24 protein-coding genes are annotated in these 26910 nt (G+C 73.1%); 13 read left to right on the top strand and 11 right to left on the bottom strand.

The genetic code is table 11. The annotated features are described in order from the left end of the window. Positions 1-212: 212 nt before the first annotated feature. From FH609_RS29530 to FH609_RS29570, 9 genes are all read left to right on the top strand, one after another. A complete protein-coding gene (locus FH609_RS29530; RefSeq protein ID WP_226962044.1) occupies positions 213-1016 on the top strand; it encodes a phosphotransferase in 804 nt (267 codons plus the stop codon). 33 nt (positions 1017-1049) lie between these two features. Further along, entirely contained in the window at positions 1050-1364 is a 315-nt protein-coding gene (locus tag FH609_RS29535) for a zf-TFIIB domain-containing protein (protein ID WP_193318117.1), read from the top strand. A gap of 265 nt (positions 1365-1629) precedes the next feature. Next, a complete protein-coding gene (locus FH609_RS29540; RefSeq protein ID WP_139675210.1) occupies positions 1630-1899 on the top strand; it encodes a hypothetical protein in 270 nt (89 codons plus the stop codon). Between the two features lie 39 nt (positions 1900-1938). Then, on the top strand, positions 1939-2946 hold the full coding sequence (locus FH609_RS29545) for an NAD(P)H-quinone oxidoreductase (protein ID WP_139675213.1): 1008 nt from the start codon (positions 1939-1941) through the stop codon (positions 2944-2946). 152 nt (positions 2947-3098) lie between these two features. Then, a complete protein-coding gene (locus FH609_RS29550) occupies positions 3099-3491 on the top strand; it encodes a hypothetical protein (RefSeq protein ID WP_139675216.1) in 393 nt (130 codons plus the stop codon). 134 nt (positions 3492-3625) lie between these two features. Next, positions 3626-4282 carry a PadR family transcriptional regulator gene (locus FH609_RS29555; RefSeq protein WP_139675219.1) on the top strand — a complete coding sequence of 219 codons (657 nt, stop codon included), beginning with the start codon at positions 3626-3628 and terminating at the stop codon, positions 4280-4282. Continuing rightward, complete coding sequence (locus FH609_RS29560) at positions 4279-5049, top strand: ABC transporter ATP-binding protein (RefSeq protein ID WP_139675221.1); 771 nt, start codon at positions 4279-4281, stop codon at positions 5047-5049. The genes FH609_RS29555 and FH609_RS29560 overlap by 4 nt, the downstream gene beginning before the upstream one ends. Continuing rightward, positions 5046-7898, top strand: coding sequence for an FtsX-like permease family protein (locus FH609_RS29565; protein ID WP_139675223.1), 2853 nt, complete (start codon positions 5046-5048; stop codon positions 7896-7898). Before FH609_RS29560 ends, FH609_RS29565 begins: the two co-directional genes overlap by 4 nt. Before the next feature lie 21 nt (positions 7899-7919). Further along, positions 7920-8483, top strand: coding sequence for a bacterial proteasome activator family protein (locus FH609_RS29570; protein ID WP_139675226.1), 564 nt, complete (start codon positions 7920-7922; stop codon positions 8481-8483). 126 nt (positions 8484-8609) lie between these two features. Here the strand turns inward: FH609_RS29570 and FH609_RS29575 are convergent, their stop codons facing one another. The 3 genes from FH609_RS29575 to pdhA are packed head-to-tail and all read right to left on the bottom strand — an operon-like array spanning position 8610 to position 12518. Further along, a complete protein-coding gene (locus FH609_RS29575) occupies positions 8610-10097 on the bottom strand; it encodes a dihydrolipoamide acetyltransferase family protein (protein WP_139675229.1) in 1488 nt (495 codons plus the stop codon). Between the two features lie 26 nt (positions 10098-10123). Then, positions 10124-11104 (bottom strand): alpha-ketoacid dehydrogenase subunit beta, encoded by a 981-nt coding sequence (locus FH609_RS29580; RefSeq protein ID WP_139675232.1) that lies wholly within the window; start codon positions 11102-11104, stop codon positions 10124-10126. Between the two features lies 1 nt (position 11105). Then, positions 11106-12518 (bottom strand): pyruvate dehydrogenase (acetyl-transferring) E1 component subunit alpha, encoded by a 1413-nt coding sequence (gene pdhA, locus FH609_RS29585; protein WP_139675235.1) that lies wholly within the window; start codon positions 12516-12518, stop codon positions 11106-11108. A gap of 347 nt (positions 12519-12865) precedes the next feature. On the opposite strand from pdhA, the gene FH609_RS29590 reads away from it, so the two are divergent. Beyond that, a complete protein-coding gene (locus FH609_RS29590; RefSeq protein ID WP_226962045.1) occupies positions 12866-13534 on the top strand; it encodes a response regulator in 669 nt (222 codons plus the stop codon). Positions 13535-13570: 36 nt separating this feature from the next. Here FH609_RS29590 and FH609_RS29595 read toward each other — a convergent pair whose 3' ends face one another. From FH609_RS29595 to FH609_RS29605, 3 genes are all read right to left on the bottom strand, one after another. Then, positions 13571-14038, bottom strand: a complete 468-nt coding sequence (locus FH609_RS29595) for a pyridoxamine 5'-phosphate oxidase family protein (RefSeq protein WP_139675238.1) — start codon at positions 14036-14038, stop codon at positions 13571-13573. A 131-nt stretch (positions 14039-14169) separates the two neighbouring features. Then, the gene (locus FH609_RS29600) at positions 14170-15216 is read right to left on the bottom strand and encodes a phosphotransferase (RefSeq protein WP_405379170.1); all 1047 of its coding nucleotides are present in this window, start codon (positions 15214-15216) and stop codon (positions 14170-14172) included. 2 nt (positions 15217-15218) lie between these two features. Further along, complete coding sequence (locus FH609_RS29605; protein ID WP_139707912.1) at positions 15219-16877, bottom strand: protein kinase domain-containing protein; 1659 nt, start codon at positions 16875-16877, stop codon at positions 15219-15221. Positions 16878-17106: 229 nt separating this feature from the next. On the opposite strand from FH609_RS29605, the gene FH609_RS29610 reads away from it, so the two are divergent. After that, positions 17107-18777 carry a Stk1 family PASTA domain-containing Ser/Thr kinase gene (locus FH609_RS29610; protein ID WP_139675244.1) on the top strand — a complete coding sequence of 557 codons (1671 nt, stop codon included), beginning with the start codon at positions 17107-17109 and terminating at the stop codon, positions 18775-18777. 118 nt (positions 18778-18895) lie between these two features. Here FH609_RS29610 and FH609_RS29615 read toward each other — a convergent pair whose 3' ends face one another. The 3 genes from FH609_RS29615 to FH609_RS29625 all read right to left on the bottom strand — a co-directional run bounded on the left by FH609_RS29615 (position 18896) and on the right by FH609_RS29625 (position 23202). After that, positions 18896-19720, bottom strand: a complete 825-nt coding sequence (locus tag FH609_RS29615; protein WP_139675247.1) for a maleylpyruvate isomerase family mycothiol-dependent enzyme — start codon at positions 19718-19720, stop codon at positions 18896-18898. A gap of 226 nt (positions 19721-19946) precedes the next feature. Beyond that, on the bottom strand, positions 19947-21266 hold the full coding sequence (locus tag FH609_RS29620) for a M18 family aminopeptidase (RefSeq protein ID WP_139675250.1): 1320 nt from the start codon (positions 21264-21266) through the stop codon (positions 19947-19949). 109 nt (positions 21267-21375) lie between these two features. After that, positions 21376-23202, bottom strand: coding sequence for an acyl-CoA dehydrogenase (locus FH609_RS29625; protein ID WP_139675254.1), 1827 nt, complete (start codon positions 23200-23202; stop codon positions 21376-21378). 114 nt (positions 23203-23316) lie between these two features. Here FH609_RS29625 and FH609_RS29630 point away from each other — a divergent pair, with 114 nt between their 5' ends. After that, complete coding sequence (locus tag FH609_RS29630) at positions 23317-23868, top strand: SseB family protein (protein WP_139675257.1); 552 nt, start codon at positions 23317-23319, stop codon at positions 23866-23868. 109 nt (positions 23869-23977) lie between these two features. Continuing rightward, complete coding sequence (locus FH609_RS29635) at positions 23978-24958, top strand: pirin family protein (RefSeq protein WP_139675260.1); 981 nt, start codon at positions 23978-23980, stop codon at positions 24956-24958. A gap of 79 nt (positions 24959-25037) precedes the next feature. On the opposite strand, the gene FH609_RS29640 is transcribed toward FH609_RS29635, so the two are convergent. Then, the gene (locus FH609_RS29640; protein WP_139675262.1) at positions 25038-25766 is read right to left on the bottom strand and encodes a C39 family peptidase; all 729 of its coding nucleotides are present in this window, start codon (positions 25764-25766) and stop codon (positions 25038-25040) included. Between the two features lie 94 nt (positions 25767-25860). Then, complete coding sequence (locus FH609_RS29645; protein WP_139675265.1) at positions 25861-26868, bottom strand: alpha/beta hydrolase; 1008 nt, start codon at positions 26866-26868, stop codon at positions 25861-25863. Between the last annotated feature and the right edge of the window lie 42 nt (positions 26869-26910).

Genomic DNA, 26910 nt, shown 5'->3' on the forward strand with positions numbered 1-26910 from the left:
CGTTCCCCACGGCATCCAGCCGCGCAAGGAAACGCTCCCTCAACCCCGCAAGATCATCCCGTCCAACGGCCACGGTCCTCGCAACTCCCACAGATCGCGGGTGTTGCGAGGACCGTTAGAACCCAAGTCCGAGTACTCGGATGCGGGGGCCCTGCTCGTTGTCGGCCCCGATGACGGCGCCACTGTCAGAGGGGCCTCGTACCATGCCTCGCATGACCGTGGTCGAGGGTCCCGTCGGTGGGTGGGTGGAGCGGCGGGGCGGGGTGGTGGTGAAGACGCACGCGGTGGGCGTGCGGCCGGCGGAGTTGCGGGCGCGGCTGCGGGCGGCGCGGTCGGCGGCGCTGGACGGGCTGGTGGTGCGGCCCCTGGGCGGGGTGGCGGAGCGCGGCGGGCGGCTGGTGACGCGGTGGCCGCGCGGGGAGCCGGTCGATCCGGCGGCGCCGGAGCGGTACCCGTGGGGCGAGGCCGGCGCGCTGCTGCGGCGGCTGCACGCCGTTCCGCTGGCCGACCTGCCAGGGCCGCTGCCGGCGGCCGGCGGCCCCGCGCGGGTGGCGCGGACGGTGGCGCGGGTGCGGGCCGAGGTGACGGCTCCTCAACTGGCTGCCGCGCGGCGGCTGGTGGAGCGCGCCCACCGGAACGTGCCGGGCCGGGGCGGCGAGCGGGCGCTGTGTCACGGCGACTTCCATCTGGGCCAGTTGGTGCGCCTGCCGGCGGGCGGGTGGCGGCTGATCGACGTGGACGACCTCGGGGTCGGCGATCCCGCCTGGGATCTGGGGCGCCCCGCCGCCTGGTACGCGGCGGGCCTGTTGCCGCCGGCGGACTGGCAACGGCTGCTGACCGGCTACGGGTTGGCGGAGGACGGCGGCCTGTGGGCGCGGCTGGACGCGCCGGCGCGGGCGTTCGCGGTGCAGGGCGCGGCGCGGGCGTTGCTCCACGCGCAGGCGGGCGGGGGCCAACTCGACGACGAGGGCCTAGCGTTGGTGGAAGCCTGTGGTCGAATCGGCGGGCTGCCGTAGGGTGTGGGAGACAGCAGATCGACCATGGAGCCGATGATGCAGTGTCCCAAGTGCGGCGCGCCGATGCGCACGTTCAACCGAAGCGGCGTTCAGATCGAGCAGTGCGACGGCTGCCGGGGAATCTTCCTGGACTACGGCGAGTTGGAGCACATCACCCAGCTGGAGTCGCAGTGGGCCCCGCCGGGCGCCCCCGCGCCGCCGCCTCCGCAGCAGCCGCACTACCAGCAGCCGCCGCCCGGCCCCGGCTGGGGCGCGCCGCAGCACGGCGGCCACCACGGTGGGCATCACGGCGGCCACTACGGTCACCGCCGCAAGGGCGGCCTCTCCGGGCTGTTCTTCTCCTCGTAGCGGGGCGGGCCCCCGGCGGGGCCGCTCCGGCACGCACGCCCGCGCCGGTCTCCTTCGGGAGGCCGGCGCGGGCGTCTTCCGTACGGGTGTGCGGTGCGGTGGGCTCCGAACCGGTGAAAATTCGCGACTCGGCACAAGCGGGGCTTCCGGTGGGTGATGGTGTGAGTACGGAAGGTCAGCAGTCGCACCGACTTGGAGTGAGGATGGCAGGGAGCGGTCAGGGCGCGGGTTCGCGCCGCCCTCGGCGTGGGCTGGTGGCGACGGCGTGAGGGCGCGGGTCTCCCTCGGCGGCATCAGCTTCTCCGGGGTCAGCGGCTGGCCGGTGCCACACCGGGGCACCGGCGGCAACGAGTGGGTCACCGGCCGGTGTTGGCTCTACTGCCGGCGGGAGAACATCAGCGTGTTGTGGATCGGCCCGATCCGCGCGCCGCGCGCGGACGGCGACCTGTACGCGTGCGGTCAGTGCATCGCGGAGCTGGTGCACATGGTCTACGAGGAGCAGCACCGCCTGGACATGCCGGCCCGGCGACCCTAGGAGGTGGCGCCGGGGGCCGGGGCGGGTAGCGTCGCGGTCATGCGCGCTGTGACGATTCCTGAGCCGGGTGGCCCCGAGGCGTTGGTCTGGTCCGAGGTGCCCGACCCCGAGGCGGGGGCGGGCGAGGTGCTGGTGGAGGTCGCCTCCAGCGGCGTCAACCGGGCCGACGTTCTCCAGCGGCAGGGCTTCTACGATCCGCCGCCCGGCGCCTCGCCCTATCCGGGCCTGGAGTGCGCGGGCCGGGTGGTCGCGCTCGGGCCGGGGGTGAGCGGCTGGCGGGTCGGCGACGAGGTGTGCGCGCTGCTGGCGGGCGGCGGCTACGCCGAGCTGGTGGCCGTGCCGGCGGGTCAACTGCTGCCCGTTCCGGGGGGAGTTGGGCTGGTCGCCGCCGGCGGGCTGCCGGAGGTGGCGTGCACGGTGTGGTCGAACGTGTTCGGCGCCGCCGGCCTGCGGGCCGGCGAGACGCTGCTGGTGCACGGCGGGGCGAGCGGGATCGGGACGTTCGCGATCCAGCTGGCGCGGGCGCTGGGGGCGCGGGTCGCGGTGACGGCGGGGAGCGCCGAGAAGCTGGAGCGCTGCCGGGAGTTGGGCGCCGAGGTGCTGGTGAACTACCGGGAGGACGACTTCGTCGAGGCGTTGGGCCGGATCGGCGGCGCCGACGTGATCCTGGACATCGTGGGCGCGCGGTATCTGGCGCGCAACATCGCGGCGTTGGCGCCCGGCGGCCGGCTGGTGGTGATCGGCTTCCAGGGCGGGATGAAGGCGGAGCTGAACCTGGGGGCGCTGCTGGCCAAGCGGGCCTCGGTCACCGCGACCTCGCTGCGGGCGCGGCCGGCGGAGGAGAAGGCGGCGATCGTGGCGGAGGTGCGGGAGCGGGTCTGGCCGCTGCTGGCCGAGGGGCGGGTGCGGCCGGTGATCGACCGGCTGTTGCCGCTGCCGGAGGCCGCGTTGGCGCACGAGGTGCTGGAGGCCGGCGGCCATGTCGGCAAGGTGCTGCTGACCGCGACCGGCGAGGAGGGGGACCTCACCGCGCCCCGCCCGGCCTGAGCCGGGAAGGCCGGGAAGGCCGGGAAGGCCGGGAAGGCCGGGAAAGCCGGGAAGGCCCCGGGCACCAACCAACCCGCCCGAGATGCCCGTTATGCCGCTTCGTGTCACGCTGGTCTCAGCACCGGATGAATCACCGCGAAGGGTCGGGACTCGTGAGGCTGTGGGTGGGAATCGCGCTGGCCGGGGTCGCGCTGCTGACCGTCGCCACCACCTTCGCGGCGGCGGCCGTGGCGAACGACCGGGGAGCGGACCGGGAAGCGGAACGCGGAGCCGGTCGCGGAACGGAGCGGATCGCCGCCGGGGAGACCGCCGGGGAGACCGCTGCGGAGGGTGAGCGGCGGGCGGACGGGGAGCGGGTCGCGGAGTGGCGGATCGTCGACCAGCCGACCACCCGCTGGCAGGGCCGGGGCAGCGAGCGGCTGGCGCGTGGCGCCGGGGGTGCGACGCCCGGCGGAGAGATCGTTCCCGTGCTGCCGCTGGGCGCCGGCCTGACCTGCGTGGGTCTTGGCCTCGGGCTGTTCGGCTACCGCCTGCGGCAGGGCTGAGGGCCGGGCGGGGCAGGGGGCACCCAGGGACGGCCCGAGGGGGCCGAGAGCGCCACCCGAAGGGCGACCGGCGAGGAACATACTCGGTAAGCGGGCTTGCCGCGACGCCAACATACCCGGTATACATACGCGGTATGTCGATCCGTTTCGGGCTGCTAGCCCTGTTGGACCAGGGGCCTCGCTATGGCTCCCAGCTGCGTGCGGAGTTCGAGTCCCGCACCGGCACCACCTGGCCGTTGAACATCGGTCAGGTCTACACGACGCTCGGCCGCCTGGAGCGGGACGGGCTGATCCGGCCCGAGGGCGGCGGGGACGCCAAGCAGCAGCTGTACGCGATCACCGAGGAGGGGCGGCGCTCGCTGGTCGAGTGGTTCGACAGTCCGGTGGACCGCACCCAGCCCTCCCGGGACGAGTTGGCGATCAAGCTGGCCATGGCCGTCGGCACCCCGGGCGTCAACCTCGGCGAGGTGATCCAGCGGCAGCGCCGGCACACCCTGGCCGCCATGCGGGACTACACCCGGCTCAAGGCCGACGCGATGAACGCCGGGTCGAGCGACGCCGACCCCACCTCCGACGATGTCGCGTGGCTGCTGGTGCTGGAGCAGTTGATCTTCTACGCCGAGGCCGAGGTCCGCTGGCTCGACCACTGCGAGGCGCGGCTGGTGCGGCTGGCCGCCCGGCGGGCGGAGCGCGGCGAACGCGGCGAGCGTGCCGGGGGGCCGCCCGCCGCCGAGGAGCCCGCCGCCGAGTCGCCCACCAGGACCGTCGCCCGGAAGGGGGCCTCGTCATGAGCCACCAGGCAACGGCCGAGGACCGCCGGGCAACGGGTGAACGCCCGGCCGCCGTGCTGGAGTTGCGCGAGCTGAGCCGCACCCACGGCACGGGCCCCGCCGCCGTGCACGCGCTGCGCGGCGTGCACATGACCGTGCGGGCCGGGGAGTTCGTCGCGGTGATGGGCCCCTCGGGCTCGGGCAAGTCCACCCTGCTGACCCTGGCCGGCGGGCTGGACACGGCCACCGGCGGCGAGGTCCTCGTCGAGGGGCGGTCCCTCGGGCAGCTGAAGCGGGCCCAACTGGCCAAGCTGCGGCGGACCTCCATCGGCTATGTCTTCCAGGACTACAACCTCATACCGGCGCTGACCGCCGCCGAGAACATCGCGCTCCCCCGCGAGCTGGACGGCGTCCGGCAGCGCGCCGCCCGCCGCGAGGCGCTGGCCGCGCTGGAGGAGATGGGGCTGGCCGAGGTCGCCGACCGGTTCCCCGACGAGATCTCCGGCGGGCAGCAGCAGCGGGTCGCCATCGCCAGGGCGCTGGTCGGCGACCGGCGGCTGCTGCTAGCCGACGAGCCGACCGGCGCGCTGGACACCGAGACCAGCGACGCGGTGCTGGCGCTGCTGCGGCGCCGCGCCGACCAGGGCGCGGCCGTGGTGCTGGTGACGCACGAGACGCGGTTCGCCGCGTGGGCGGACCGGGTGGTCTTCCTGCGCGACGGCACGGTGGTGGACGAGTCCTCCGCCAGCTCCGCCGAGTCGCTGCTGACCGGCGAGGGAGCCCGATGAGCAGGCTTGGCACCTGGCGGCTGGCGCTACGCGTCGCCCGCCGCGACGCGCTGCGCGCCAAGGGCCGCAGCGCGCTGGTCGTGGCCATGATCGCGCTGCCGATCCTGGGCGCGGCCGGCGCCGACCTGGCGCTGCGCAGCGGCCAGCTGTCCACGGCGGAGCAGCTGGAGCGGAACATCGGGCAGGCCGACGCCCGGTACGAGCCGATCGAGTCCACCCCGGTGATCCAGGACTTCGAGGGCAACTGGACGATCAGCCAGGATGAGTTCGCGCGGATGTCCGACGACGCGTGGGAGCCCGAGCCGCTGTGGGAGACGCCCGAGGAGCTGCTGGCGCTCGTCGGGTCGCTGGTACCCGAGGGCAGCACGCTGGTCTACGAGCGCAGCGACTGGCTGCGCGCCAGCACCGCGCACGGCGTCTCGAACGTCGAGATCACGGAAACCGACGCGGGCGCCCCCCTGGCCGAGGGCCAGCGGCGGCTGCTCGACGGCCGCTACCCGGAGTCCACCGGCGAGGTCGCCGCCAGCTCCTCGTTCCTCTCTGACGGCGGGCTGGCCATCGGCGACGAGGTGACCGTCAACACCTGGGGTGAACGGCTGGACGAGGGGCGGACGCTCACCGTCGTCGGCCGCTTCGAGGAGCCGGACAGCCTGAACCAGCACGAGCTGGTCGCCCTGCCGGGGGCCGCCCTGGAGACCACCGAGTTCATGCAGGGCGGGGTGCTGGTCGACGTGCCCGGCGAGGGCGGCGTGGTGGACTGGCCGATGGTTCAGGAGGCCAACGAGAGCGGCGTCGTGGTCGTCTCGCGCGAACTGATCCTCGACCCGCCCCCGCGCGATCTGCTGTCCGCCGAGGCTCAGCAGATCGCCTGGACCGGCGGGAGCGTGGACGGGACGGCGGTGGCGGTCGCCGTGGTGGCCGTCTCGCTGATCGTGCTGGAGGTCTGCCTGCTGGCCGGCCCGGCGTTCGCGGTCAGCGCCCGGCGCTCGCGCCGCCAGCTCGGGCTGGTGGGCGCGAACGGCGGCGAGCGGCGCCATCTGCGGGCCATCATGCTCTCCAGCGGCCTGGTGCTGGGCGCGGTGGCGGCGGTGGTCGGCCTGGTCGGCGGGGTGCTGCTGGTGCTGGCGACCAGGCCCTGGCTGGAGGAACGGCTGGGTTCGCGGTTCGGCTCCTGGGACTTCCGCTGGCTGGAGCTGGGCGGGATCGCCGTCCTGGCCGTCCTGATCGGCCTGCTGGCCGCAGTGGTGCCGGCGTACAACGCGGCCCGCACCTCCGTCCTGTCCTCGTTGACCGGGCGGCGCGGGGTGCGGCGCGGCGGGCGGGTGCTGCCGCTGGTCGGCGGCTGCGCGCTGCTGTTCGGCACGGCGTTGGCGCTGCTCGGCGGGCTGCTGGTCGGCGAGACCGTGCCGGTCGCCGCCGGCGCGGTGATCGCCGAGCTGGGCCTGGTGGCGATGACCCCGCTGCTGGTCGGGGGGTTCGGGCGACTGGCCCGCTGGCTGCCGCTGGTGCCCCGGCTGGCGCTGCGCGACGCCGCCCGCAACCGGGGCCGCACCGCGCCCGCCGTCGCCGCCGTGCTGGCGGCCGTCGCCGGCGCCGTCGCGGTGGCCACCGTGATGGTCAGCGACGAGGCCGAACAGCGCGCGGCGTACCAGTCGGACCTGCCGGAGGGGACCGCCGCGCTGCTCTCGTTCCAGTCCGACACCGTCGCCAACCTGGACTCGGCCCGGGCGGCGGTGGAGCGGGAGACGCGGGTGGACGAGCGGTTCGACCTGGCGCAGGCCGTGCCGGCTCCCCTCAACTGCCGGACGGACTCCCCCTACGGCCTGGACGAGAGGTTCTGCGGCCAGGCGGTGCCACAGCCGGCGGCCGGCCTGGACTGCCCGGTGTGGGCGGAGGGCGGCGCGGAGGTGTCCGTCGAGGAGCGCCGCGCCACGCTCGCCGGCCCGTTGTGCTCGGGCAGCAGCTGGATGATGGGCCCCCCGGCACCCGTGCTGGTGGCGGAGCCCGAGGCACTGCCGGCGCTCGGCATCGAGGAGCCCGGGGCGCGCGAGGCCCTGGCGGAGGGCCAGGCGCTGGTCTCGCACGCGGACTTCCTCGACGCGGACGGCGGGCTGACGCTGGGGCTGCTGACCGAGTGGCCGGAGGACTGGGCCGAGTCGGGGCTGCCGAGGGAGACCCCGGTCGCCGAAGTCAGCCTGCCCGCCCGGGTGCTGGCCGAGGGGGAGGGGAAGCCGGCCGTGCTGATGAGCCCTCGGGCGGCGGCCGAGGCCGGCCTCGCCGAGCTGGACGCGGGCAGCGTCTACCAGCTGGCGAGCGGGCCCACCGACGCCGAACAGCAGGCGGTGGACGCCGAGTTGCAGCAGCTCAGCGGCCAGACGTGGTACTACGCCGAGGAGGGCTTCGACCAGGACTACTCGCTGGCGCTGCTGATCCTGGCGCTCGCCGCCACGGTGATCACGATCGGCGCGGCCGGCATCGCGACCGGGCTGGCCCAGGCGGACGCGGCGGCCGACCTGGCGACGCTCTCCGCCGTCGGGGCCACGCACCGGCTGCGCCGCACCCTCTCGGGACTCCAGTGCGGGCTGATCGCCGCGATGGGCGTGCTGCTCGGCGCGGTCTCCGGGCTGGTGCCGGCGGTGGGGCTGCGGCTGGTGGAGCACCGGGTGGAGGTGGACCGCTGGCAGCCGATGTGGGACGCCGGCGAGATCGCCACGCCGCGCCCGGAGCTGTTCGTGGAGCTGCCGTGGGCGACGTTCGCCCAGCTGCTGGTCGTGGTGCCGCTGGTCGCCTGGCTGCTGGCGACGCTGCTGACCCGCTCCCGGGTGCCCCTGGCGCGGCGGGTCGGATGAGGGTCGTTGCATGATGGAGGTATGACTCAGCCGAGGAACGAACCATCGCAGGAGAACGCCCAGGTCCTGGTCGTCGGCCCCGACGGGATGGCGCTCAGCACCCCGGGCGGCCGGGACGGCGAGGAGGGGCGCTCCGAGACCCCCGTCACGGAGATGGTGGAGCAGCCGGCGAAGGTCATGCGGATCGGCAGCATGATCAAGCAGCTCCTGGAGGAGGTGAAGGCCGCTCCGCTGGACGAGGCCAGCCGGGTCAGGTTGAAGGAGATCCACGCCAGCTCGGTCAAGGAGCTGGAGGAGGGCCTGGCGCCGGAGCTGGTGGCCGAGTTGGAGCGGCTCTCGCTGCCGTTCACCGACGACGGGGTGCCCACGGAGGCCGAGCTGCGCATCGCCCAGGCGCAGCTGGTCGGCTGGCTTGAGGGCCTTTTCCACGGCATCCAGACCGCGCTGTTCGCCCAACAGATGGCGGCCAGGGCCCAGTTGGAGCAGATGCGCCGGGCCCTGCCGCCGGGGGCGCTCGGGCCCGATGACCTGGACCAGGACGAGCAGCGGCAGCAGGGCGGGGCCCGCTCGGGGCCCTATCTGTAACGGTCTGTCGGTAACGGTCACCCGGTCTTGTGCGACGGGTGAGGGGCCCGGGTCCGCGGCTGCGGACCCGGGCCCCTCACCGTTGGTCGCTCCGTCGGGCCGTCGGGCCGTCGGGCCGGGGACCGGTCAGGTCCAGGTGATCAACTTCTTCGGGTGTTCCAGCACGGCGGCGACGTCGCCCAGCAGCCGGGAGCCCAGCTCGCCGTCGATCAGCCGGTGGTCGAAGGAGAGCGCCAGGGTGGTGACCTTGCGCGGCTTGACCCTGCCCTTGTGCACCCAGGGCTGGTCCTTGATCGCGCCGAACGCGAGGATCGCGGACTCCCCCGGGTTGAGGATCGGCGTGCCGGTGTCGATGCCGAAGACGCCGATGTTGGTGATGGTGACGGTGCCCCCGCGCATGTCGGCCGGGCTGGTCCGGCCCTCCCGCGCGGTGGCGATCAACTCGCCGAGCGCGCGGGAGAGTTCGGGCAGGGTCTTGGCGTGGGCGTCCTTGATGTTGGGCACCAGCAGGCCCCGGGGGGTGGCGGCGGCGATGCCCAGGTTGACGTAGTCCTTGTAGACGATCTCCTGGCGTTCCTCGTCCCAGGCCGCGTTGGCCTCGGGGTTCCGGCGCAGGGCGACCAGCAGCGCCCTGGCCACCAGCAGCAGCGGGTTGACGCGCAGGCCCGCCATGTCCGGGTCGCTCTTCAGGCGCTCGACGAGGCGGACGGTCCTGGTGATGTCGATGGTGACGAACTCGGTGACGTGCGGGGCGGTGAACGCGCTGTCCACCATGGCCTGAGCGGTGGCCTTCCGCACCCCGCGCACCGGGACCCGCCGCTCGCGGATCGCCGCGAGCGACTGCGGCTCGACCGCCGGGCTCTCCCGCACCCCGCCGTCCTCGGGGGCGGGGAACGGCTCGAACGCGGGGGCGGCGGCCGGGGCCGCCTCGCCGGGCGCGGGCTTCGGCCCGGCGGCGGCGTGGACGTCGTCCCTGGTGATGACGCCGCCGGGGCCGGTGGGCAGCACGGCGGCGAGGTCGACGCCGAGGTCCTTGGCCAGCTTGCGCACCGGGGGCTTGGCCAGCACGCCCGAACGGCCGGGCACCGCCGCGCCGTTGGCGGCCTGGGCGGGCTCCCGTTCGGCGGCCGGGGCGGGCTCCCGTTCCGCGGCCGGTTCGGGCGCCGGCTCACGTTCCGCGGCCGGTTCGGGCGCCGGCTCGGGAACGGACGGGGCCGGCGGGGTCTTCCGGGGCCGCCGCCGGCCGCTGGGCGTCGAGACGCCGTAGCCGACGAGCACCGGCTCACGCGCCGCGCCCTTCTCCTCGGCGGGCGCGGCCGGCTCCTCCGGGGCCTCGTCGGCCGCGCCCTCGGGGGCACCGGTGTCCACCGTGATGATCGGCGTGCCGACCTCGACCGTGGTGCCCTCGGGGAACAGGATCTCGCCGACCAGGCCGTCGTAGGGAATCGGCAGCTCGACCGCCGCCTTCGCGGTCTCCACCTCCACCACGACCTGGCCGTCCGTCACCGGGTCCCCGGGCTGGACCAGCCACTTGAGGATCTCCGCCTCGGTGAGTCCCTCGCCCACGTCCGGCATTCTGAACTCGCGGTAGCGCTGTTGTTGTGCCGCAGCCATCGTCACGACTCTCCTCAGCCTCTCCCTCAGTACGCCAAGGCGCGATCGACGCCGTCGAGCAGCCGGTCGAGCCCGGGGAGGTACTCGTCCTCCAGCCGCGCCGGCGGATACGGCGCGTGGAACCCGCCGACCCGCAGCACCGGGGCCTCCAGATGGTAGAAGCAGCGCTCCGTGATCCGGGCCGCCACCTCGGCGCCCACGCCCTGGAAGACGGGCGCCTCGTGCACGACCACCAGCCGGCCGGTACGCTCCACGGAGCGCTGGACGGTGTCGAAGTCGATCGGCGAGAGCGACCTGAGGTCCACCACCTCCAGCGACCTGCCCTCCTCCTCGGCGGCCTTCGCCGCCTGGAGCGCGGTGCGGACCGTCGGCCCGTAGGCGACGACGGTCAGGTCGGTGCCCGGCCGCGCGACGCGCGCCGTGTGCAGCGCGTCCGGGATGCCCTCGGGGTCGACCTCGCCCTTCTCCCAGTAGCGGCCCTTCGGTTCGAGGAAGATCACCGGGTCGTCGCACTCGATGGCCTGCCGCAGCATCCAGTACCCGTCCGACGGGTTGGACGGGGTGACCAGCTTGAGCCCGGCGACATGGGTGAACAGCGCCTCGGGCGACTCGCTGTGGTGCTCGACGGCGCCGATGCCGCCGCCGTAGGGGATGCGGATGACGACCGGCAGCTTGATCTTGCCGAGCGCCCTGGCGTGCATCTTGGCCAGCTGGGTGACGATCTGGTCGTAGGCGGGGAAGACGAAGCCGTCGAACTGGATCTCGGCGACCGGCCGGTAGCCGCGCAGCGCCAGGCCGATGGCGGTGCCGATGATGCCCGACTCGGCCAGCGGGGTGTCGATCACCCGCTCCTCGCCGAAGTCCTTCTGGAGCCCGTCGGTGATCCGGAAGACCCCGCCGAGCTTGCCGACGTCCTCGCCCATCACCAGCGTCTTGGGGTCGGACTCCAGGGAGGCGCGGAGCGCCGCGTTGAGCGCCTTGGAGAACGACAACTTCTCGGCGGTCATGTCAGTTCCCCTCGTGGTCGGCGAAGGAGGCGAGGTAGCCGGCGAACTGGGCCCGCTCCTCGTCCACCAGGGTGTGCCCGTCGGCGTAGACGTGCTCGAACATCGCCATCGGGTCGGGGTCGGGCATGGTGCGGATGGCCTCCCGCACCCGGCGGGCCAACGCGTCGCTCTCCGCTTCGAGTTCGGCGTGGAACGCCTCGTCGGCGGCGCCCTCGCGGTCCAGATGGCGGCGCAGCCGCAGGATCGGGTCCCTGGCCTCCCAGGACTCCAGCTCCTCCTGGCGGCGGTAGCGGGTCGGGTCGTCCGAGGTGGTGTGCGCGCCCATCCGGTAGGTGAACGCCTCGATCAGCGTGGGTCCCTGGCCGCTGCGGACCAGCTCGGCGGCGGCCCGGGTGGTGGCGAGCACCGCCAGCACGTCGTTGCCGTCGACCCGCAGCCCGGGGAAGCCGTAGCCGGCGGCGCGCTGGTAGAGCGGCACCCGGGTCTGGCGTTCGGTGGGCTCGGAGATGGCCCACTGGTTGTTCTGGCAGAAGAACACGACCGGCGCGTTGTAGACGGCGGCGAAGGTGAACGCCTCGGCCACGTCGCCCTGGCTGGAGGCGCCGTCGCCGAAGTACGCCATCACGGCGGCGTCCGCGCCGTCCTTGGCGACGCCCATCGCGTAGCCGGCGGCGTGCAGCACCTGGGAGCCGATGACGATCGTGTAGAGGTGAAAGTTGTTGCTGTTGGGGTCCCAGCCGCCGTGGTTGACGCCCCGGAACATGCCGAGCAGCTTGATCGGGTCCACGCCCCGGCACCAGGCGACGCCGTGCTCGCGGTAGGTGGGGAAGACGTAGTCGGCGGGGCGCAGCGCGCGGCCGGAGCCGATCTGCGCGGCCTCCTGGCCCAACATGGAGGGCCACAGGCCGAGTTCGCCCTGGCGCTGGAGGGCGGTGGCCTCGGCGTCGAAGCGGCGGCTGAGCACCATGTCCCGGTAGAGGCCACGGAGTTCCTCGTGGCTGATCGTCAGCGGGTAGTCGGGGTGCTCGACGCGTTCGCCCTCGGGGGTGAGCAGCTGCACCATCTCGGGCGCGGGCGCCTGCCCGGCGAGGGTTTCCCGAGGTGCGCCCGGCGCGGGCGCGGGCGCCTGCCCGGCGGGGGTCTGCCCGGCGGGGGCCTTCCGGGCGGGCTTCGTCCCGGCCGTGGGCTTCTTCGCCGTGGGCTTCCTGGCGGGCGTGCCCTTCCCCGTCGCTGACTTCGTGGGCGCGCTCTTCGCCGTCGACTTCGCCGACTTGGCCGTCGCCGACTTCGCGGGGGTCGATTTCCTGGGGGCGCGGGCGCGGTCCGTGGCGTCCCCTGCCGGTGGGCGGGCGGTGGACTCCTGTGTGGTGGTGCTGCTGCGCGAGGTGTCGCGCGAGGTGCTCTCCACGGTCACTCGTGTTCCTCCGTCGGTCCGGCCCCCGGGGTCGGCCGGGCGGCCAGTGCGGTTCGCCCGGTCCCTGCGGCGCACGGGGTGGGTGCGTCGGACGGGAACCGAGCGATTCCCTACACCCCGCTCTCCCGTCCCGTTTCGTCCGCCTTATAAGAGCACGGTATCCAGACGGTCCACAAGCTGCGAAAGCGGCCCTGACCTGCGCATTTACCTGGATATCCAAGTAATCGGCGGGGTGCGCTCGAAGAGCCGCTGGTCGGGGCGTTACGGGCAGCGGGTATCTCGCACGTTAACCCGTGGCTCCGCTTCGCGGGAAGGCGTGCGTGCGGCTCCTGTGGAAAACTGACAAGGTGCCCGAAAACGCAGAAGACGGTGCGATCACCGTGTTTCTCCTGGACGACCACGAGGTCGTGCGGCGCGGTGTGCACGAGCTGTTGGCGATGGAGCCGGACATCGAGGTGGTCGGCGAGGCCGGCACGGCGGCCGAGGCGCTGGACCGCATCCCGACCGTGAACCCACGCGTCGCGGTGCTGGACGTGCGGCTGCCGGACGGCAGCGGCGTCGAGGTGTGCCGGGACATCCGTTCGCGCAACGAGTCGATCCGCTGCCTGATGCTCACCTCGTACGCGGACGACGAGGCGCTCTTCGACGCGATCATGGCCGGCGCTTCCGGCTATGTCCTCAAGGCCATCCGGGGGACGGAGCTGCTGTCGGCGGTTCGGGACGTGGCGGCCGGCAAGTCGCTGCTGGACCCGGACGCGACGCAGCGGGTGCTGGAACGGCTGCGCGGCGGCGAGAAGAACGAGGACGACCGGTTGGCGCAGCTGACCGACCAGGAACGACGGATTCTGGAGCTGATCGGCGACGGCCTGACCAACCGGGCGATCGGCCAGGAGCTGCATCTGGCGGAGAAGACCATCAAGAACTATGTCTCAGCGCTGCTGGCCAAGTTGGGGATGGAGCGCCGCTCGCAGGCCGCCGCCTATGTGGCCAGGCTCCAGGAGCAGAAGCGGCGCTGAGCCCGTTCACCGTTCCGCCGTTCCGCCGTTCGCGGCTCAGCCGTCCTCGCCGGCGCGAGGCCGGGGCAGCCAGGGGCGCGCGGGGGCGGCGGGCGGGCCAGGCTCGTACACCGAGGCGTATCGGGGTGTGAGCCTCAGATAGGTGGCCTCCGGGTGGCGCGCGTAGCGCGGTGGGGGCGGGAACGCCTCCCGCACGCGCCGGTCGGGGTGGGTCACGGTGGCGACGCCGATCACCTGGGCCTGCCAGGGCGCCGGGGAGCCGGGCCGGCCGCCCTCGTCGTCCGCCTCGTAGGCCAGCACGGTGCCGTCCCAGGGCGGCAGGTCCGCGTCCGGGTGGGTCACCCGCAGCAGCAGCGTCCCGCCGGTCACCAGATGGCTGGCCGGCAGCACCATCGGCAGCGCGCGGCGGGTCGCGGCGGCGCGGCCGTGCGGCACACGGGGCAGCAGCCGCAGCGCCCTGGTCAGCTCCTGACGTGGGGTGTCCTGGTCCGGCGTGGGGAACATGGCTTCCACCCTGCCCGCCGGAAACGGCCGCCACACGGGCGGGAGGTCCCGCCTTCCCCCGGCCCTTGGTCCCGAGTCCGGCCGGGCCTGCGGGCTCGCCCGGCTCGGCCGCCCGGCGAGGCTCGGCCCGCTCAGTCGCAGAACGCCTCGCGGACCGCCGGCGCGTGCCGGGTCCACCAGACGACCAGCGCGGAGGCGGCCGGGAACTGGGGATCGGCGCGGCGGTCGGAGCGCTGGTAGTGCCAGCGCAGCATCCAGAAGTCGTTGAGCCGCTCCCACCACACCCGGTGCACGGCGGCGGCCAGCTCGTCGGGCGAGGCGCCCGAGGCGGCCCGGTAGGCGCTGGCGTAGGCGCGGATCTTGCCGAGCGCGAGGCCGCCGTCGGGCCGCAGATAGAAGATGCAGGCGGCGCGCACCGCCTCCTCGGCGCGCGGCTGCACGCCCAGCCGGTCCCAGTCCACGATGGCGACCGGCTCCACCGGCCCCTCCGTCCGGTAGAGCAGGTTCAAGGGGTGGAAGTCGCCGTGTACCCAGCCCTCCGTTGGCACCTCGGCCGGGCCGGGCCGCAGGTGCGCGTGGGTGCGCAGCAGCGCCCTGCGCTCCAGCAGCCGGTGTTCGGCGAGTTCGTCGAAGCCGGTGCGGCGCGGGCGGGCCCTGATGTGGGCCAGCAGCTGGTCGATCACGGCGTGGGTCTCGACGGGGGTGGCGGCGGCGCGCGGCTCGGGCGCCGGCCGGGGGGAACGCTCTATCACCTGCTCCAACGCGCGGTGCACCCGGCCGAGCAGGGCGCCGAGCCGGTGGCTCTCGGCCCGGCTCAGCTGCGTCCCGTCCCGGTGCTGGCCCTCGACCCAGGGGTGCAGCGCGAAGCAGCGCCCGCCGTGCACGGCGACGGTCCGGCCGCGCCGGTCCGCCAGCGGCGGGGCGACCGGCAGGCCGAGTTCGGCCAGGGCGGCGGTCGCCCGGTGCTGGCGGACCAGCGGGGCTATCGCCCCGGGATCACCGTCCAGGTGGTGCTTGAGGAAGTAGCGGCCCCGGGTGGTGGCCAGCCGGTAGCCGTGGTTGAGGAGCCCCTCGGTGAGCGGCTCGCAGCTGAGCGGCTCACCGGCGCGGTAGTGGCCCAGCAGCGCGGTGAGGGTGCGGTGGGGGAGGGTGGGCCTGGGGGGACTGAGCGGCTTCACGGTCAGGAGGTGGCGCTGCCCCCGTTGTCGCCGGCCCCGGCGTCCGTGCCGCCCGGCTGGGAGCCGCCCACGTCGTTGCCGCCCGGGGTGCCGCCGGGGTCGCCCGAGGTGCCCTGGTCGTCCTCGCCGCCGGGGTCGCCGTTCGCCGAGCCGCCGTCGGAGCTGCCCTGGTCGTCGTCCTCGGGGGGCGTCGTCGGGTCGGTCTCCGGGTCGGTGGGCTCCTCGGTCTCTGTCGGCTCCGTCGGGGTGGGCTCCTCGCTGTCGGTGGGCGTCTCGGAGCCCTCGGTCTCGGACGGGCTCTCGTCGGGGTCCGTCGGGTAGTAGTCGTCGCCGGTGGACTCGTCGGTCTCCGTGGGCTCGGTCGGCCGGTCCGTGTCGGGGTCGGTCTCCCGGGTCTCCTCGGGCGTGGTCTGGGTGCTGTCGGCTGGCCCTGGGCCCTGGTCGTCGCCGGCGTCGCGGTTGGCGGCGACCAGCACGCCGGTGCCGATGGCGACGACGGCCAGCAGCGCGAACAGCAGCGTCTTGGCGCGACCGCCGCCGCGCCGGGGCGGCTCCTGGTCGTCGCCGGGGCGCTCGCCACCCAGCAGCAGCGGCGCGGTGAGCGCGCCGGTGGGCGGGGTGTTGCCGCCGACCCGCGTCTGCGGGGTGGTCGGGGTGCCCATGGCCGGGGTGGTCACCGAGGTGATCGCGCCGGTGTTCCACAGCCCGCCGGTGTGCCCGCCGTGCTCGCCGAGCATCCGGATCGCGTACTGCACCAGCCCGCGCATCTCCTCGGCGGTCTGGAAGCGGTCGTCGGGCTCCTTGGCCAGCGCGCGCATCACCAGGCCGTCCAGCTCGGGCGGCGAGGAGGGCGTGACCTCGGACGGCAGCCTGGGCTGGTCCTGAACGTGCTGGTAGACGACGGCGATCGGGGACTCGCCCACGAACGGGGGCCGCTGGGCGAGGAGTTCGTAGAGCAGGCAGCCGACGGCATAGAGGTCGGAACGGGTGTCGATCGCCTTGCCCAGCGCCTGCTCCGGGGAGAGGTACTGGGGGGTGCCCATCACCATGCCGGTCTGGGTCATGGTCTGGTTGGCGCCGTGCAGGGCGCGGGCGATGCCGAAGTCCATCACCTTGACGCTGCCGGTCTCGGTGATGATCACGTTCGCCGGCTTGATGTCCCGGTGCACGATGCCGTGCTGGTGGCTGTAGGCGAGCGCCTCCAGCACCCCGGCGACGATGGCGAGCGCCTGCTCGGGGGGCGGCGGGGTCTCGGAACCGATCAGCAGTTCCCTGATGGTGTGGCCGTTGACCAGCTCCATCACGATATAGGGGACGACGTTCCGGCCGATCTGCTCCTCGCCGGAGTCGAAGACGGCGACCACCGCGTGGTGGTTGAGGCCGGCGACGGACTGTGCCTCGCGGGTGAAGCGCGCCTTGGAGACCGGGTCCTGGGCGAGGTCGGTGCGCAGCAGCTTGACCGCCACCGGGCGGCCGAGCCGCACGTCCTCGGCGGCGAAGACCTCCGCCATGCCGCCCTGGCCAAGCCGGCCGGTCAGCCGGTACCGTCCGTCACCGACCAGCCCGTTGTTCCCCCACAGCTCCGGCGTGTCGGGCACGTCGTCGCCGGGCTGGTCGGGCTCCTCGTCACCGGGGCCCACAGCGCCTCGCACCTGTGCCATCAGTCCTCGCCGTAGTCGCTGGATCGCTCAGCCATCAAACCCGTTCCGGGGTGGCGCTGACAAGTTGAGGTCGTTGTCCCCGGTCACGGAACGGACAACGAGCTTGACGTGCCGGGGCCCTGGGGCAGACTGGGGACGGAAACCACAGGGTTCGTATGATGCGCGGTGTGGCACGCCCAGCGACGGGGCGGGCAGTTCAGGAGCGACGCCGCCTAGGGGGATCAGTCGGATGAGTGACCACGCGCAGCGGCCTGCCGACTACCCGGGCGGATCGGTTGGCGGCGGACGGTATCAGCTGCGGAGCCAGTTGGGCACGGGTGGCATGGCCTCCGTTCACCTCGCCTATGACACGGTCCTCGACCGGCAGGTCGCGATCAAGACCATGCACAGCGAGCTGGGGCGCGAGGAGGCGTTCCGGGAGCGTTTCAAGCGCGAGGCGCAGGCGGTCGCCAAGCTGGCGCACACCAACATCGTCTCGGTCTTCGACACGGGCGAGGACCGGATCGACGGCGCCCAGGTGCCGTACATCGTCATGGAGTACATCGAGGGCGTGCCGCTGCGGGACGCCCTGGAGGAGGACATCGCCCGCTATGGCGCGATGCCGGCCGACCGGGCGCTGCGGATCACCGCCGACGTGTTGGCCGCCCTGGACATCAGCCACGAGATGGGGCTGGTGCACCGCGACATCAAGCCGGGGAACGTGATGATCACCCGCCGTGGGGTGGTCAAGGTCATGGACTTCGGCATCGCGCGGGCCATGCAGTCCGGGGTCACCGCGATGACCCAGACCGGCATGGTGGTGGGCACCCCGCAGTACCTCTCCCCGGAGCAGGCGCTCGGGCGGGGCGTGGACGCCCGTTCCGACCTCTACTCGGTGGGCGTGCTCCTCTTCGAACTCCTCACCGGGCGGCTGCCGTTCGACGCGGACTCGCCGTTGGCGATCGCCTACGCCCATGTCCAGGAGGAGCCCCCGGCGCCCTCCTCGATCAATGTGTCGGTGTCGCCGGCCCTGGACGCGCTGGTGGCGCAGGCGCTGCGCAAGAACCCCAACGAGCGGTTCCCCTCGGCCGAGGCGTTCCGCAACGCCTGTCTCCAGGTGGCCGGTTCGCTGACCAACGCGGCGCCGCAGATCGACCCGACCGCGCAGACGCCGCCCAACAGCGGGGCGGCCGTCTCGCAGGCGGTGTTCCCGCAGTTCGGCGCGCCGGGCCCGGCCACGCCCGCGTCGCCCTACGCGCCGAACCCCTCGACCAGCGGCTACGGCTACCCCAACCCGGCGACCCCGCCGATGGCCAATACCGGCCTGGGCGGCGGCCCTTCGCCCTACCCGTCGAACACCCCGCCGCCGGGCGGCACTTCGGCCGGGGGCGGCTCGGGCAAGGGCAACACCCCGTGGATGGTGGTGGTCGCCGCCGTGGTGGCGATCGCGCTGGTGGCGGTCGTGGCGATCGTGGTGGTCGCCAACAACAACGGCGGCGAGAACGAGGACCCCGAGGCGGGCGGCGGCGCGACCGGCGAGGCGACCGACGTGAACCCGCCGGGCGGCAACAACGGGGAGTCCGAGGACCCGACCCCCGAGCGCCGCTACCAGGAGGGCGACCCGGAGAAGACCATCGACCCCGCCGAGTGCACCAACGCCAACCAGCACTGGAACCAGGACGAGAACCCCGGCGCCGTGATGATGCCGGACTTCTACGATGTCCACATCGACTCGGTCAAGGAGTGCCTGCGCGCGGCCGGTTGGGCCTACGACGAGGACCTCACCTACCGGGACGAGGTGCTCAAGGGCGACGGCATGGTGGTCGGCCAGACCCCCGAGGCCAACGAGCCCTACGACCCCGAGGCGGAGAACTTCTACATCGAGCTGGTCGTCTCCACCGGCCTGGAGCCGCTCAACTGACCCCGTTCGGGCGCCGGTTACCCGCCGTCCCGAGGACGGACCCGTAACGACAGGGCCGGGGTGGGCGTTTCACGTGAAACGCCCACCCCGGCCCGTTGGTGCGCGATCGGACGCCGGGCTACCACGGAGTGGCGAGGGCGGCCAGAATCCGGTCGGCCAGGGCGCGTTCGCCCTCGACCTTGACCTTCTCGGCGGCCCTGCGGCCGCGCAGCCGGCCGGTGACGACCCGGGTGAAGGTCTCCCAGTCCAGGGTGAAGGTGACCACCGGGCCCAGCGAGGGGCTGGAGTCCACCGAGCCGTTGCCCTGCTCGTCGACCCGGACCGTGCGCAGGAACTCCACGGGCCCGCCGACATCGAAGACCACCGCCGACTTGGCCGGCGCCTGGGCCCGTTCGGCGACCACCTCGGGCAGCCGCTGCAACAGCACGTCCCGGGCGATCAGCGCGGCCGGCGTGTCCAGCGTGGTGGTCTTGCCCAACGCCCGCCGCAGGTCCTGCTCGTGCACCCAGACGTCGGCGGCCCGGATCTGGAGGTACTGGCCCAACGGCAGCTTGCCGTGGAGCGGATGGGAGATCACGTCGGACGCGTTGCGCCGCTCGTTCCGCAGATGGCGGGAGCGGCGGATGATGGTGTACTCCAGCTCGCTGGTCATCTCGGGGCCGGTGTGGTGGCGTCGCACGTCCACCTGCACCTCGTGGTAGCGGCTGGTCTCGTCGGTGACGTGGTAGAGGTCCCGGGGCAGGGTGTGGATGGGCCGGGGGTCGCCCAACGCCTCGCACTCGCCGCCGATCACATGGGAGACCACATCGCGCACCGACCAACCCACCCGCTCGGTCGGGCGGTTCCACTCCCCGTCAACCAGCGACGCCACCAGCTCGGATATCGACTCAATGGACTGGGTCCAGGCCTCGACAGAAGGTTGCAGGCTCGGATGCACGGTCACGGGACCCCTCGTGGCGGTTTCGTCGCGGTTGGGTGTGTTCACACGTTACGCTGCGCCGGCTTAGCCGGTCATGCTTATCCGAGACGAATCCTAGGGTGCGCACGGTCTCCTGAGCCACCGAAGGGGCCGGCTGGGGCCGGGCGACGACGCCGTGCAGTGCGCCGCCGCCCGCCCCCGTGGAGCCAACCCTCCCGTTCGGTCTTCACCGAACGGCCACGAGTCGTCGTCAGCTCTGCCACGAGGCCCCGGTGGACGGGATGGTGACGCCCTCGCCGAGGAACGCGGCCATGGCGTTGGCGAGGAGGAACGGGTCGACGGCCGCGCAGAGTTCGCGGGCCGAGTGCATCGAGAGGATCGGCACGCCCACGTCGACGGTGGCGATGCCGTGCCGGGCCGCTGTGATGGGGCCGATGGTGGTGCCGCAGGGCATCGCGTTGTTGGAGACGAAGGACTGCCAGGGCACCCCGGCGCGCTCGCAGGCGGCGGCGAAGACGGCCCGGCCCACCCCGTCGGTGGCGTAGCGCTGGTTGACGTTGACCTTGAGGATCGGGCCGCCGCCGGCGACGGGGTGGTGGTCGGGGTCGTGGCGCTCCGGGTAGTTGGGGTGGACGGCGTGCCCGCAGTCCGAGGAGAGGCAGAACGAGCCGGCCAGCGCCCGTCCCCGCTCCTCGGGGCCGCCGCCCCTGGCGTGCACGGAGCGCTCCAACACCCGCCCCAGCAGCGGGCCTTCGGCGCCGGTGTCGGACTGGCTGCCGTTCTCCTCGTGGTCGAACGCGGCCACCACCGGGATGTGGTCCAGGCGTTGGCCGGCGACCGAGGCCAGCGCGGCGACGGCGGCGTGCACGGACAGCAGGTTGTCCAGCCGGGGCGCCGCCAACAGCTCCCGGTCCCGGCCGAGATAGGCCGGCGGCTCGACGCTGTGCGCCATCAGGTCGAAGCCCAGCACCTCGCCGTGCGCGACGCCGGCCTCGGCGGCGAGGAACTCGATCAACTCCCCTTCCCTGGGCCGCCCGATGCCCCAGATCGGGGTCATGTGGCGCTGCCGGTCGAGCTTGAGCCCGTCGTTGACGCCCCGGTCCAGGTGGATCGCGAGCTGCGGCACCCGCAGCAGCGGCCGGTCCACCCTGAGCAGCAGGTGCCGGCCGTCCCTGAGCGTCAGCCGCCCGGAGAGGCCCAGGTCGCGGTCGAGCCAGGTGTTGAGCAGGGTGCCGCCGTAGACCTCGACGGCGAGCTGCTTCCAGCCGTGGGCGCCGGTGTCCGGCACGGGCTTGATCCGCAGGTTCGGGGAGTCGGTGTGCGCGCCCACGACGCGGAACGGGGCGGCCGCCCCGGCGCCCTCGGGCACAAACCAGGCGATCAACGCTCCCCCGCGCACCAGGTAGCGCCCGCCCGCCGCGCCGTCGAACGGGGCGGTCTCCTCGACCTGCCGGAAGCCGGCCTTCTCCAGCCGCTGGGCCGCGTTGGCCACGGCGTGGTAGGGCGAGGGCGAGCTGGCCAGGTAGCCGAGGAGTTCGTCGGTGTGGGCACGGTCAAAGGGAGCGTTCATGTCCTCAGCATACGAACGCCCCGGTCGGGCGGCCCGGGCGTCCCGGAACAGACCGCCGCCCCGCTCCGAGGGGGGAGGGAGCGGGGCGGCGGTGTCCTTCGGGGACGGGTCAGAACGCGGCCTCGTCCAGGTCCATCAGGGAGAGGTCGGTGGACTCGGCGACCGCGCGGGCGACCGCGACCGTGGGCAGCACCGTGCCGGCGAAGTGCCGGGCGGCGGCGATCTTGCCCTGGTAGAACGCGCGGTCCCTGGCGGCGGCGTCCGGCAGCTTGGCGGCGGCCACGGCGGCACCGCGCAGCAGCAGGTACCCGACGACCACGTCGCCGGAGGAGAGCAGCAGCTGGGTGCTGTTGAGCCCGACCTTGTAGAGCGAGCGGACGTCCTTCTCCGTGGCGGCCAGGTCCGTCAGCAGGACGCCGACCATGGCCTCCAACTCGCCGGCGGCGCGGCCGAGCTGCTCCCTGGCGTCGGCCAGCTCCTCGCCGCCGGGCGCCTCGGCGAGGAACTTCTTGATCTCCTCGGCGAGCCCGCTGAGCGCCTGGCCCTGGTTGCGGACGATCTTCCGGAAGAAGAAGTCCTGCCCCTGGATGGCCGTGGTGCCCTCGTAGAGGGTGTCGATCTTGGCGTCCCTGATGTACTGCTCCACCGGGTACTCCTGGAGGTACCCGGAGCCGCCGAAGGTCTGGAGGGACTCGGCGAGCTGCTGGTAGGACCGCTCGGAGCCGTAGCCCTTGACGATGGGCAGCAGCAGGTCGTTGAGCGCGATCTCGGCGCCGGCGTCCTCGCCCGCGGCCTCCTTGACGAGGATGTCGTCCTGGACGCTGGCGGTGTAGAGCACCAGCGAGCGCATCCCCTCGGCGTACGCCTTCTGCGTCATCAACGAGCGCCGCACATCCGGGTGGTGGGTGATGGTGACGCGGGGCGCGGTCTTGTCGGTGAACTGGGTGAGGTCGGCGCCCTGCACCCGCTCCTTCGCGTACTCCAGCGCGTTGAGGTAGCCGGTGGAGAGGGTTGCGATGGCCTTGGTGCCGACCATCATCCGCGCCATCTCGATGATCTTGAACATCTGGCGGATGCCGTCGTGCTTCTCGCCGAGCAGCCAGCCCCTGGCCGGGTGGGTGGCGCCGAAGGTCATCTCGCAGGTGTTGGAGACCTTCAGGCCCATCTTGTGCTCGACGTTGGTGGCGTAGACGCCGTTCCGCTCGCCCAGCTCGCCGGTGTCCCAGTCGAAGTCGTACTTGGGCACCACGAAGAGGGACAGGCCCTTGGTGCCGGGGCCGTGGCCCTCGGGGCGGGCCAGCACCAGGTGGATGATGTTCTCCGTGAGGTCGTGCTCGCCCGAGGTGATGAAGCGCTTGACGCCCTCGATGTGCCAGCTGCCGTCCTCCTGGCGGACCGCCCTGGTGCGGCCGGCGCCGACGTCCGAGCCGGCGTCCGGCTCGGTGAGGACCATGGTGGAGGACCACTCGCGGTCGACCATCAGTTGGGCGATCTTCCGCTGCTCCTCGGTGCCCTCGTCCCAGACCACGCGGCTGAAGCTGGGGCCGGAGGCGTACATCCAGACCGCCGGGTTGGAGCCGAGCACGTTCTCCCCGGCGGCCCAGATCAGGGAGCGGGGCGCGGTCATCCCGCCCAGCTCCTCGCCGATGGACATCCGCCACCACTCGGCGTCCATGTACGCGCGGTAGCTCTGCCGGAAGGTCTCGGGAACGGGGGCCGTGTGCGTCTCGGGGTCGAAGACCGGCGGCTGCCGGTCGGCCTCGGCGTACGAGGCGGCCAGCTCGTTCTCCGCGAGCCGGGCGATCTCGGCGAGGATGGTCCGCGCCGTGTCGGTGTCGGTCTCGGCGAACGGGCCGCTGCCATAGACGGCGTCCCGACCCAGGACCTCGAAGAGATTGAACTCGATGTCGCGGAGATTGGACTTGTAGTGCCCCATGACGACGGCTCCGTAGCTGACGGTGGATACCGGAAAGTAGCAACCATGATGCTACCCACTGGTAATAAGACGCAAGCGGAAACCGGTCAACTGTGAGTCAGTAGTCTTTCTGGCATGTATGGCTACGACCAGTCCGGCTACCCGGGGCAGCAGCCCTACGGCACCCCACAGCCGCCCACGGACGGGTTCGGGGCGACCTACCCGGGCGGCGTCGAGGGCGTGGACAGCTACGGCGGCCAGCAGCAGCAGTACTACCCGGAGCAGCAGCACCAGCAGCAGCCGGCGACGCCCCAGGCGGCGCCGCCCGCGCCGCCCACCCTGACCGACGCGCTGCGCGCCTACACCTCGGGCGCGATGTCGAGCGAGGAGTTCCACGACACGTTCCTGGCGGGCAAGATCTACTGCCCGCGCGGCGAGAACCCGGGTTTCCTCGCGCTGCACAACACCCAGCAGCCGGTGATCCCGCTCTTCACCTCGCTCAAGGAGCTGCGCCGCTACGCCGGCAAGGAGTCCCGGTACTTCACGGTGACCGGCGGCGAGGTGCTGGACCTGCTGCCGACCGGCTACGGCTTCGCGCTGGACATGGAGGGCGAGCACCGGCTGGTGCTGGACGCCAAGTCGGTGGAGGAGATGGTCGAGTACACGATGCGGCGGCTCTACGGCTGACGGCCGCCCCGGACGGGGGACGCGGGCATGATCCCGGGCCGGGAATACTCACCTCTCGACGAAGGTTGAGCCTTCAACTACTCTGGCTCCATTCGTTGAGGAGGCCCCCATGCCGGCGATCACCGTCGAGAACCCGCTGACCCTGCCCCGCGTCGACGTCCCCCCGGGCGCCGAGGCCCGCCCCGTGCTGGGTGTCACGACCGCGCCCACCGGCTACGAGGGCGAGGGCTTCCCGGTTCGCCGGGCCTTCGCCGGCATCCACTATCGGCACCTGGACCCGTTCATCATGATGGACCAGATGGGCGAGGTGGAGTACGCGCCCGGGGAGCCCAAGGGCACGCCGTGGCATCCGCATCGGGGGTTCGAGACCGTCACCTACATCATCGACGGGATCATGGACCACCAGGACAGCAACGGTGGCGGCGGGACCATCACCAACGGCGACACCCAGTGGATGACCGCCGGCGCCGGGCTGCTGCACATCGAGGCCCCGCCCGAGTCCCTCGTCCTCTCCGGCGGCCTCTTCCACGGCCTCCAGCTGTGGGTCAACCTCCCGGCCAGGGACAAGATGATGGCCCCCAAGTACCAGGACATCCGCAGCGGCAGCGTCGCCCTGCTCACCAGCCCCGACGGCGGCGCCCTGCTCCGCGTCATCGCCGGCGAACTCGCCGGCCACACCGGCCCGGGCGCCACCCACACCCCCATCACCATGATCCACGCCACCCTCGCCCCCGGCGCCGAACTCACCCTCCCCTGGCGCGAGGACTTCAACGGCCTCGCCTACGTCCTCGCCGGACGGGGCACCGTCGGACCCGACCGCCGCCCCGTATACACCGGCCAGACCGCCGTCTACGGCAAGGGCACCTCCCTGACCGTCCGCGCCGACGAACAGCAGGACAGCAACACCCCCGACCTCGACGTCGTGCTGTTGGGCGGCCGGCCGATCCGCGAACCCATGGCCCACTACGGCCCGTTCGTCATGAACACCCGCGCCGAACTCCAGCAGGCGTTCGAGGACTTCCAGAAGGGCCGCCTCGGCACCATCCCCGCCGTGCACGGGATGAGCGCGGAGGGACCGGCGCAGGACTGAGCGGCGGCCGCCGGGGCGGCTGGCCGCCGCGGGCCGCCGCTGGCCGCGAGGGAACGTGCGGCCGGGGAGCTGCCCGGGGTCAGGCCGCGTACCCCTTCGGGGGGATGAGGGACGCGAGTTGCTCGAAGGAGAGCCAGTAGATCTGGTTGCCGCCGAAGCTGGCCGGGTCGGCGATCAGCACGGTCCGGTTGACGTCGTCGTAGCCGATGACCGTGAAGTAGTGGTAGATGGTCTGGTCCGGCGGGTAGCCGGGGGGCTGGTTGCCGGGCGGGGCCACGATGTTGGTCACCAGCGGGTAGTTGTTGTCGATGTCCAGCACGATGTCCCGCCACAGCAGGTCCTTCTGGGCCTGGGTGGGCGGGTCGTTGGGCATCTCCTTGGTCTCGTACCAGCCGGTGCCGAGGTTGGCGTTCAGCACCCCCGTGACCTGGCTGATGTGGTCGGTTCCGCCCACGTGGGTGCCCAGTTGGACGGCCAGGGTGGCCTGGCTGGGCGGGGCGATCCGCGCGGAGAGCGCGATGCGGGTGGCGGCGGGGCCACACCAGTAGCCGGTCTCCTGGACCTGGTAGTCGATCTCCAGCGTCCTGGTCGCGCTGGTGCTGGTGCCCGCCACGTGGAAGCGGGTGCCGGGCTCGTTCCAGCCGCTCACCACGGCGGTGCCGCCGGTGGTGCCGAACTGGGTCACCGACACCGACACCGGGACGGCGCCGGGACCGTCCTGGGCGACGCCGGGAGTGGCCAGGGCGATCAGGGCGGTGCTGGTGACGAGGGCGGTCGCCAGGGTGGTCGGGAGGCGTCTCCTGCTCATGGGTCTCCGATCCGGGGCTGGTGGGGGTGCGCGGGGGTGCGCGGGGCGGCGGGCGGCCCCGGGAGCGTGGCCGCCCGCCCGGAGGTGGGGGTGGTCAGGCGGCGCGGAGGCGGGCGATGACGCCGTCGAGGTCGCGGCTGAACACGTCGGCGCGGAAGACGTGTCCGCCGGGCTCCTCGTACTGCTCGTGGGCGATGCCGGCCTCGTTCAGCCGGTCGCGGAACTCCCGTTGCCCGGCGAGCACCTGGGTCTCGGTGACCCAGTCCGCCCAGTCCACCGGGCTGGGGCTGGTGCCGGCGACCAGGAAGACCCGCTTGCCCCGGTACCGTTCGACCTGCTCCACGGGGTTGTCGGCGCTGACCCGGGCCTCGTCCCACAGGGGCATCCCGTAGACGCTGCCACCGGCCAGCTCGGCCGCCGCCGAGGAGACGTTGGCCCAGTGGGTGACCAGCCCGGCGTCGCGGCGGAGGCTGGCGGGGCCGGAGTGGGAGCTGACCGAGGCGAAGTGGCCGTGGTACCTGGCCGCGTACTTCAGCGCGCCGAAGCCGCCCATCGAGAACCCGGCCACCGCCCGCCCGTCGAACTCCGCGTGGGTGCGGAAGTTGGCGTCGATCCAGGGCAGCAGCTGGGCGATGTGGAAGGTCTCCCAGTCGCGGGGGCCCGCGTTGGAGTGCACGGGGTCGCTGTACCAACCGGCGGGTCCGCCGTCCGGCATCACCACGATGATCGGCCGGCCGGCGGTCAGTTGGCGGATGCCCGCCCGGTCGAAGGAGATGAAGTCCTGGCCGATGCCGCCGCCGTGCAGGAGGTACAGCACGGGGTAGCGCCGTCCGCCGGCGTAGTCGTCGGGGAGCAGGACGTTGACGGCGGGGTCCCAGTCGATCGCGTCGGTGGCGAAGCGGTAGTACTTCATCCGCGGGTCGTCCTCGCCCCGGTCCACGATCCGCAGTCCGAAACCGTCCTGCGCCGCGTGCGCCCCGGTCGCCGAGGCCAACAGGCCGGCGCCGCCGAGCAGGGTCGCCGCGGTGGCGCCGCCGGCGATCCTGAGAAGCCTCCTGCGGGACGGGGTGGGGGGACCGGGCACGGATGACTTCTTCACCATGACCTCCGAGTGAGGGGGGGTGCCAGAATGTTAGGTACACGA

Origin of the sequence: Streptomyces sp. 3MP-14, assembly GCF_006334905.2 — a bacterium.
Classification (GTDB): domain Bacteria; phylum Actinomycetota; class Actinomycetes; order Streptomycetales; family Streptomycetaceae; genus Streptomyces; species Streptomyces triticirhizae.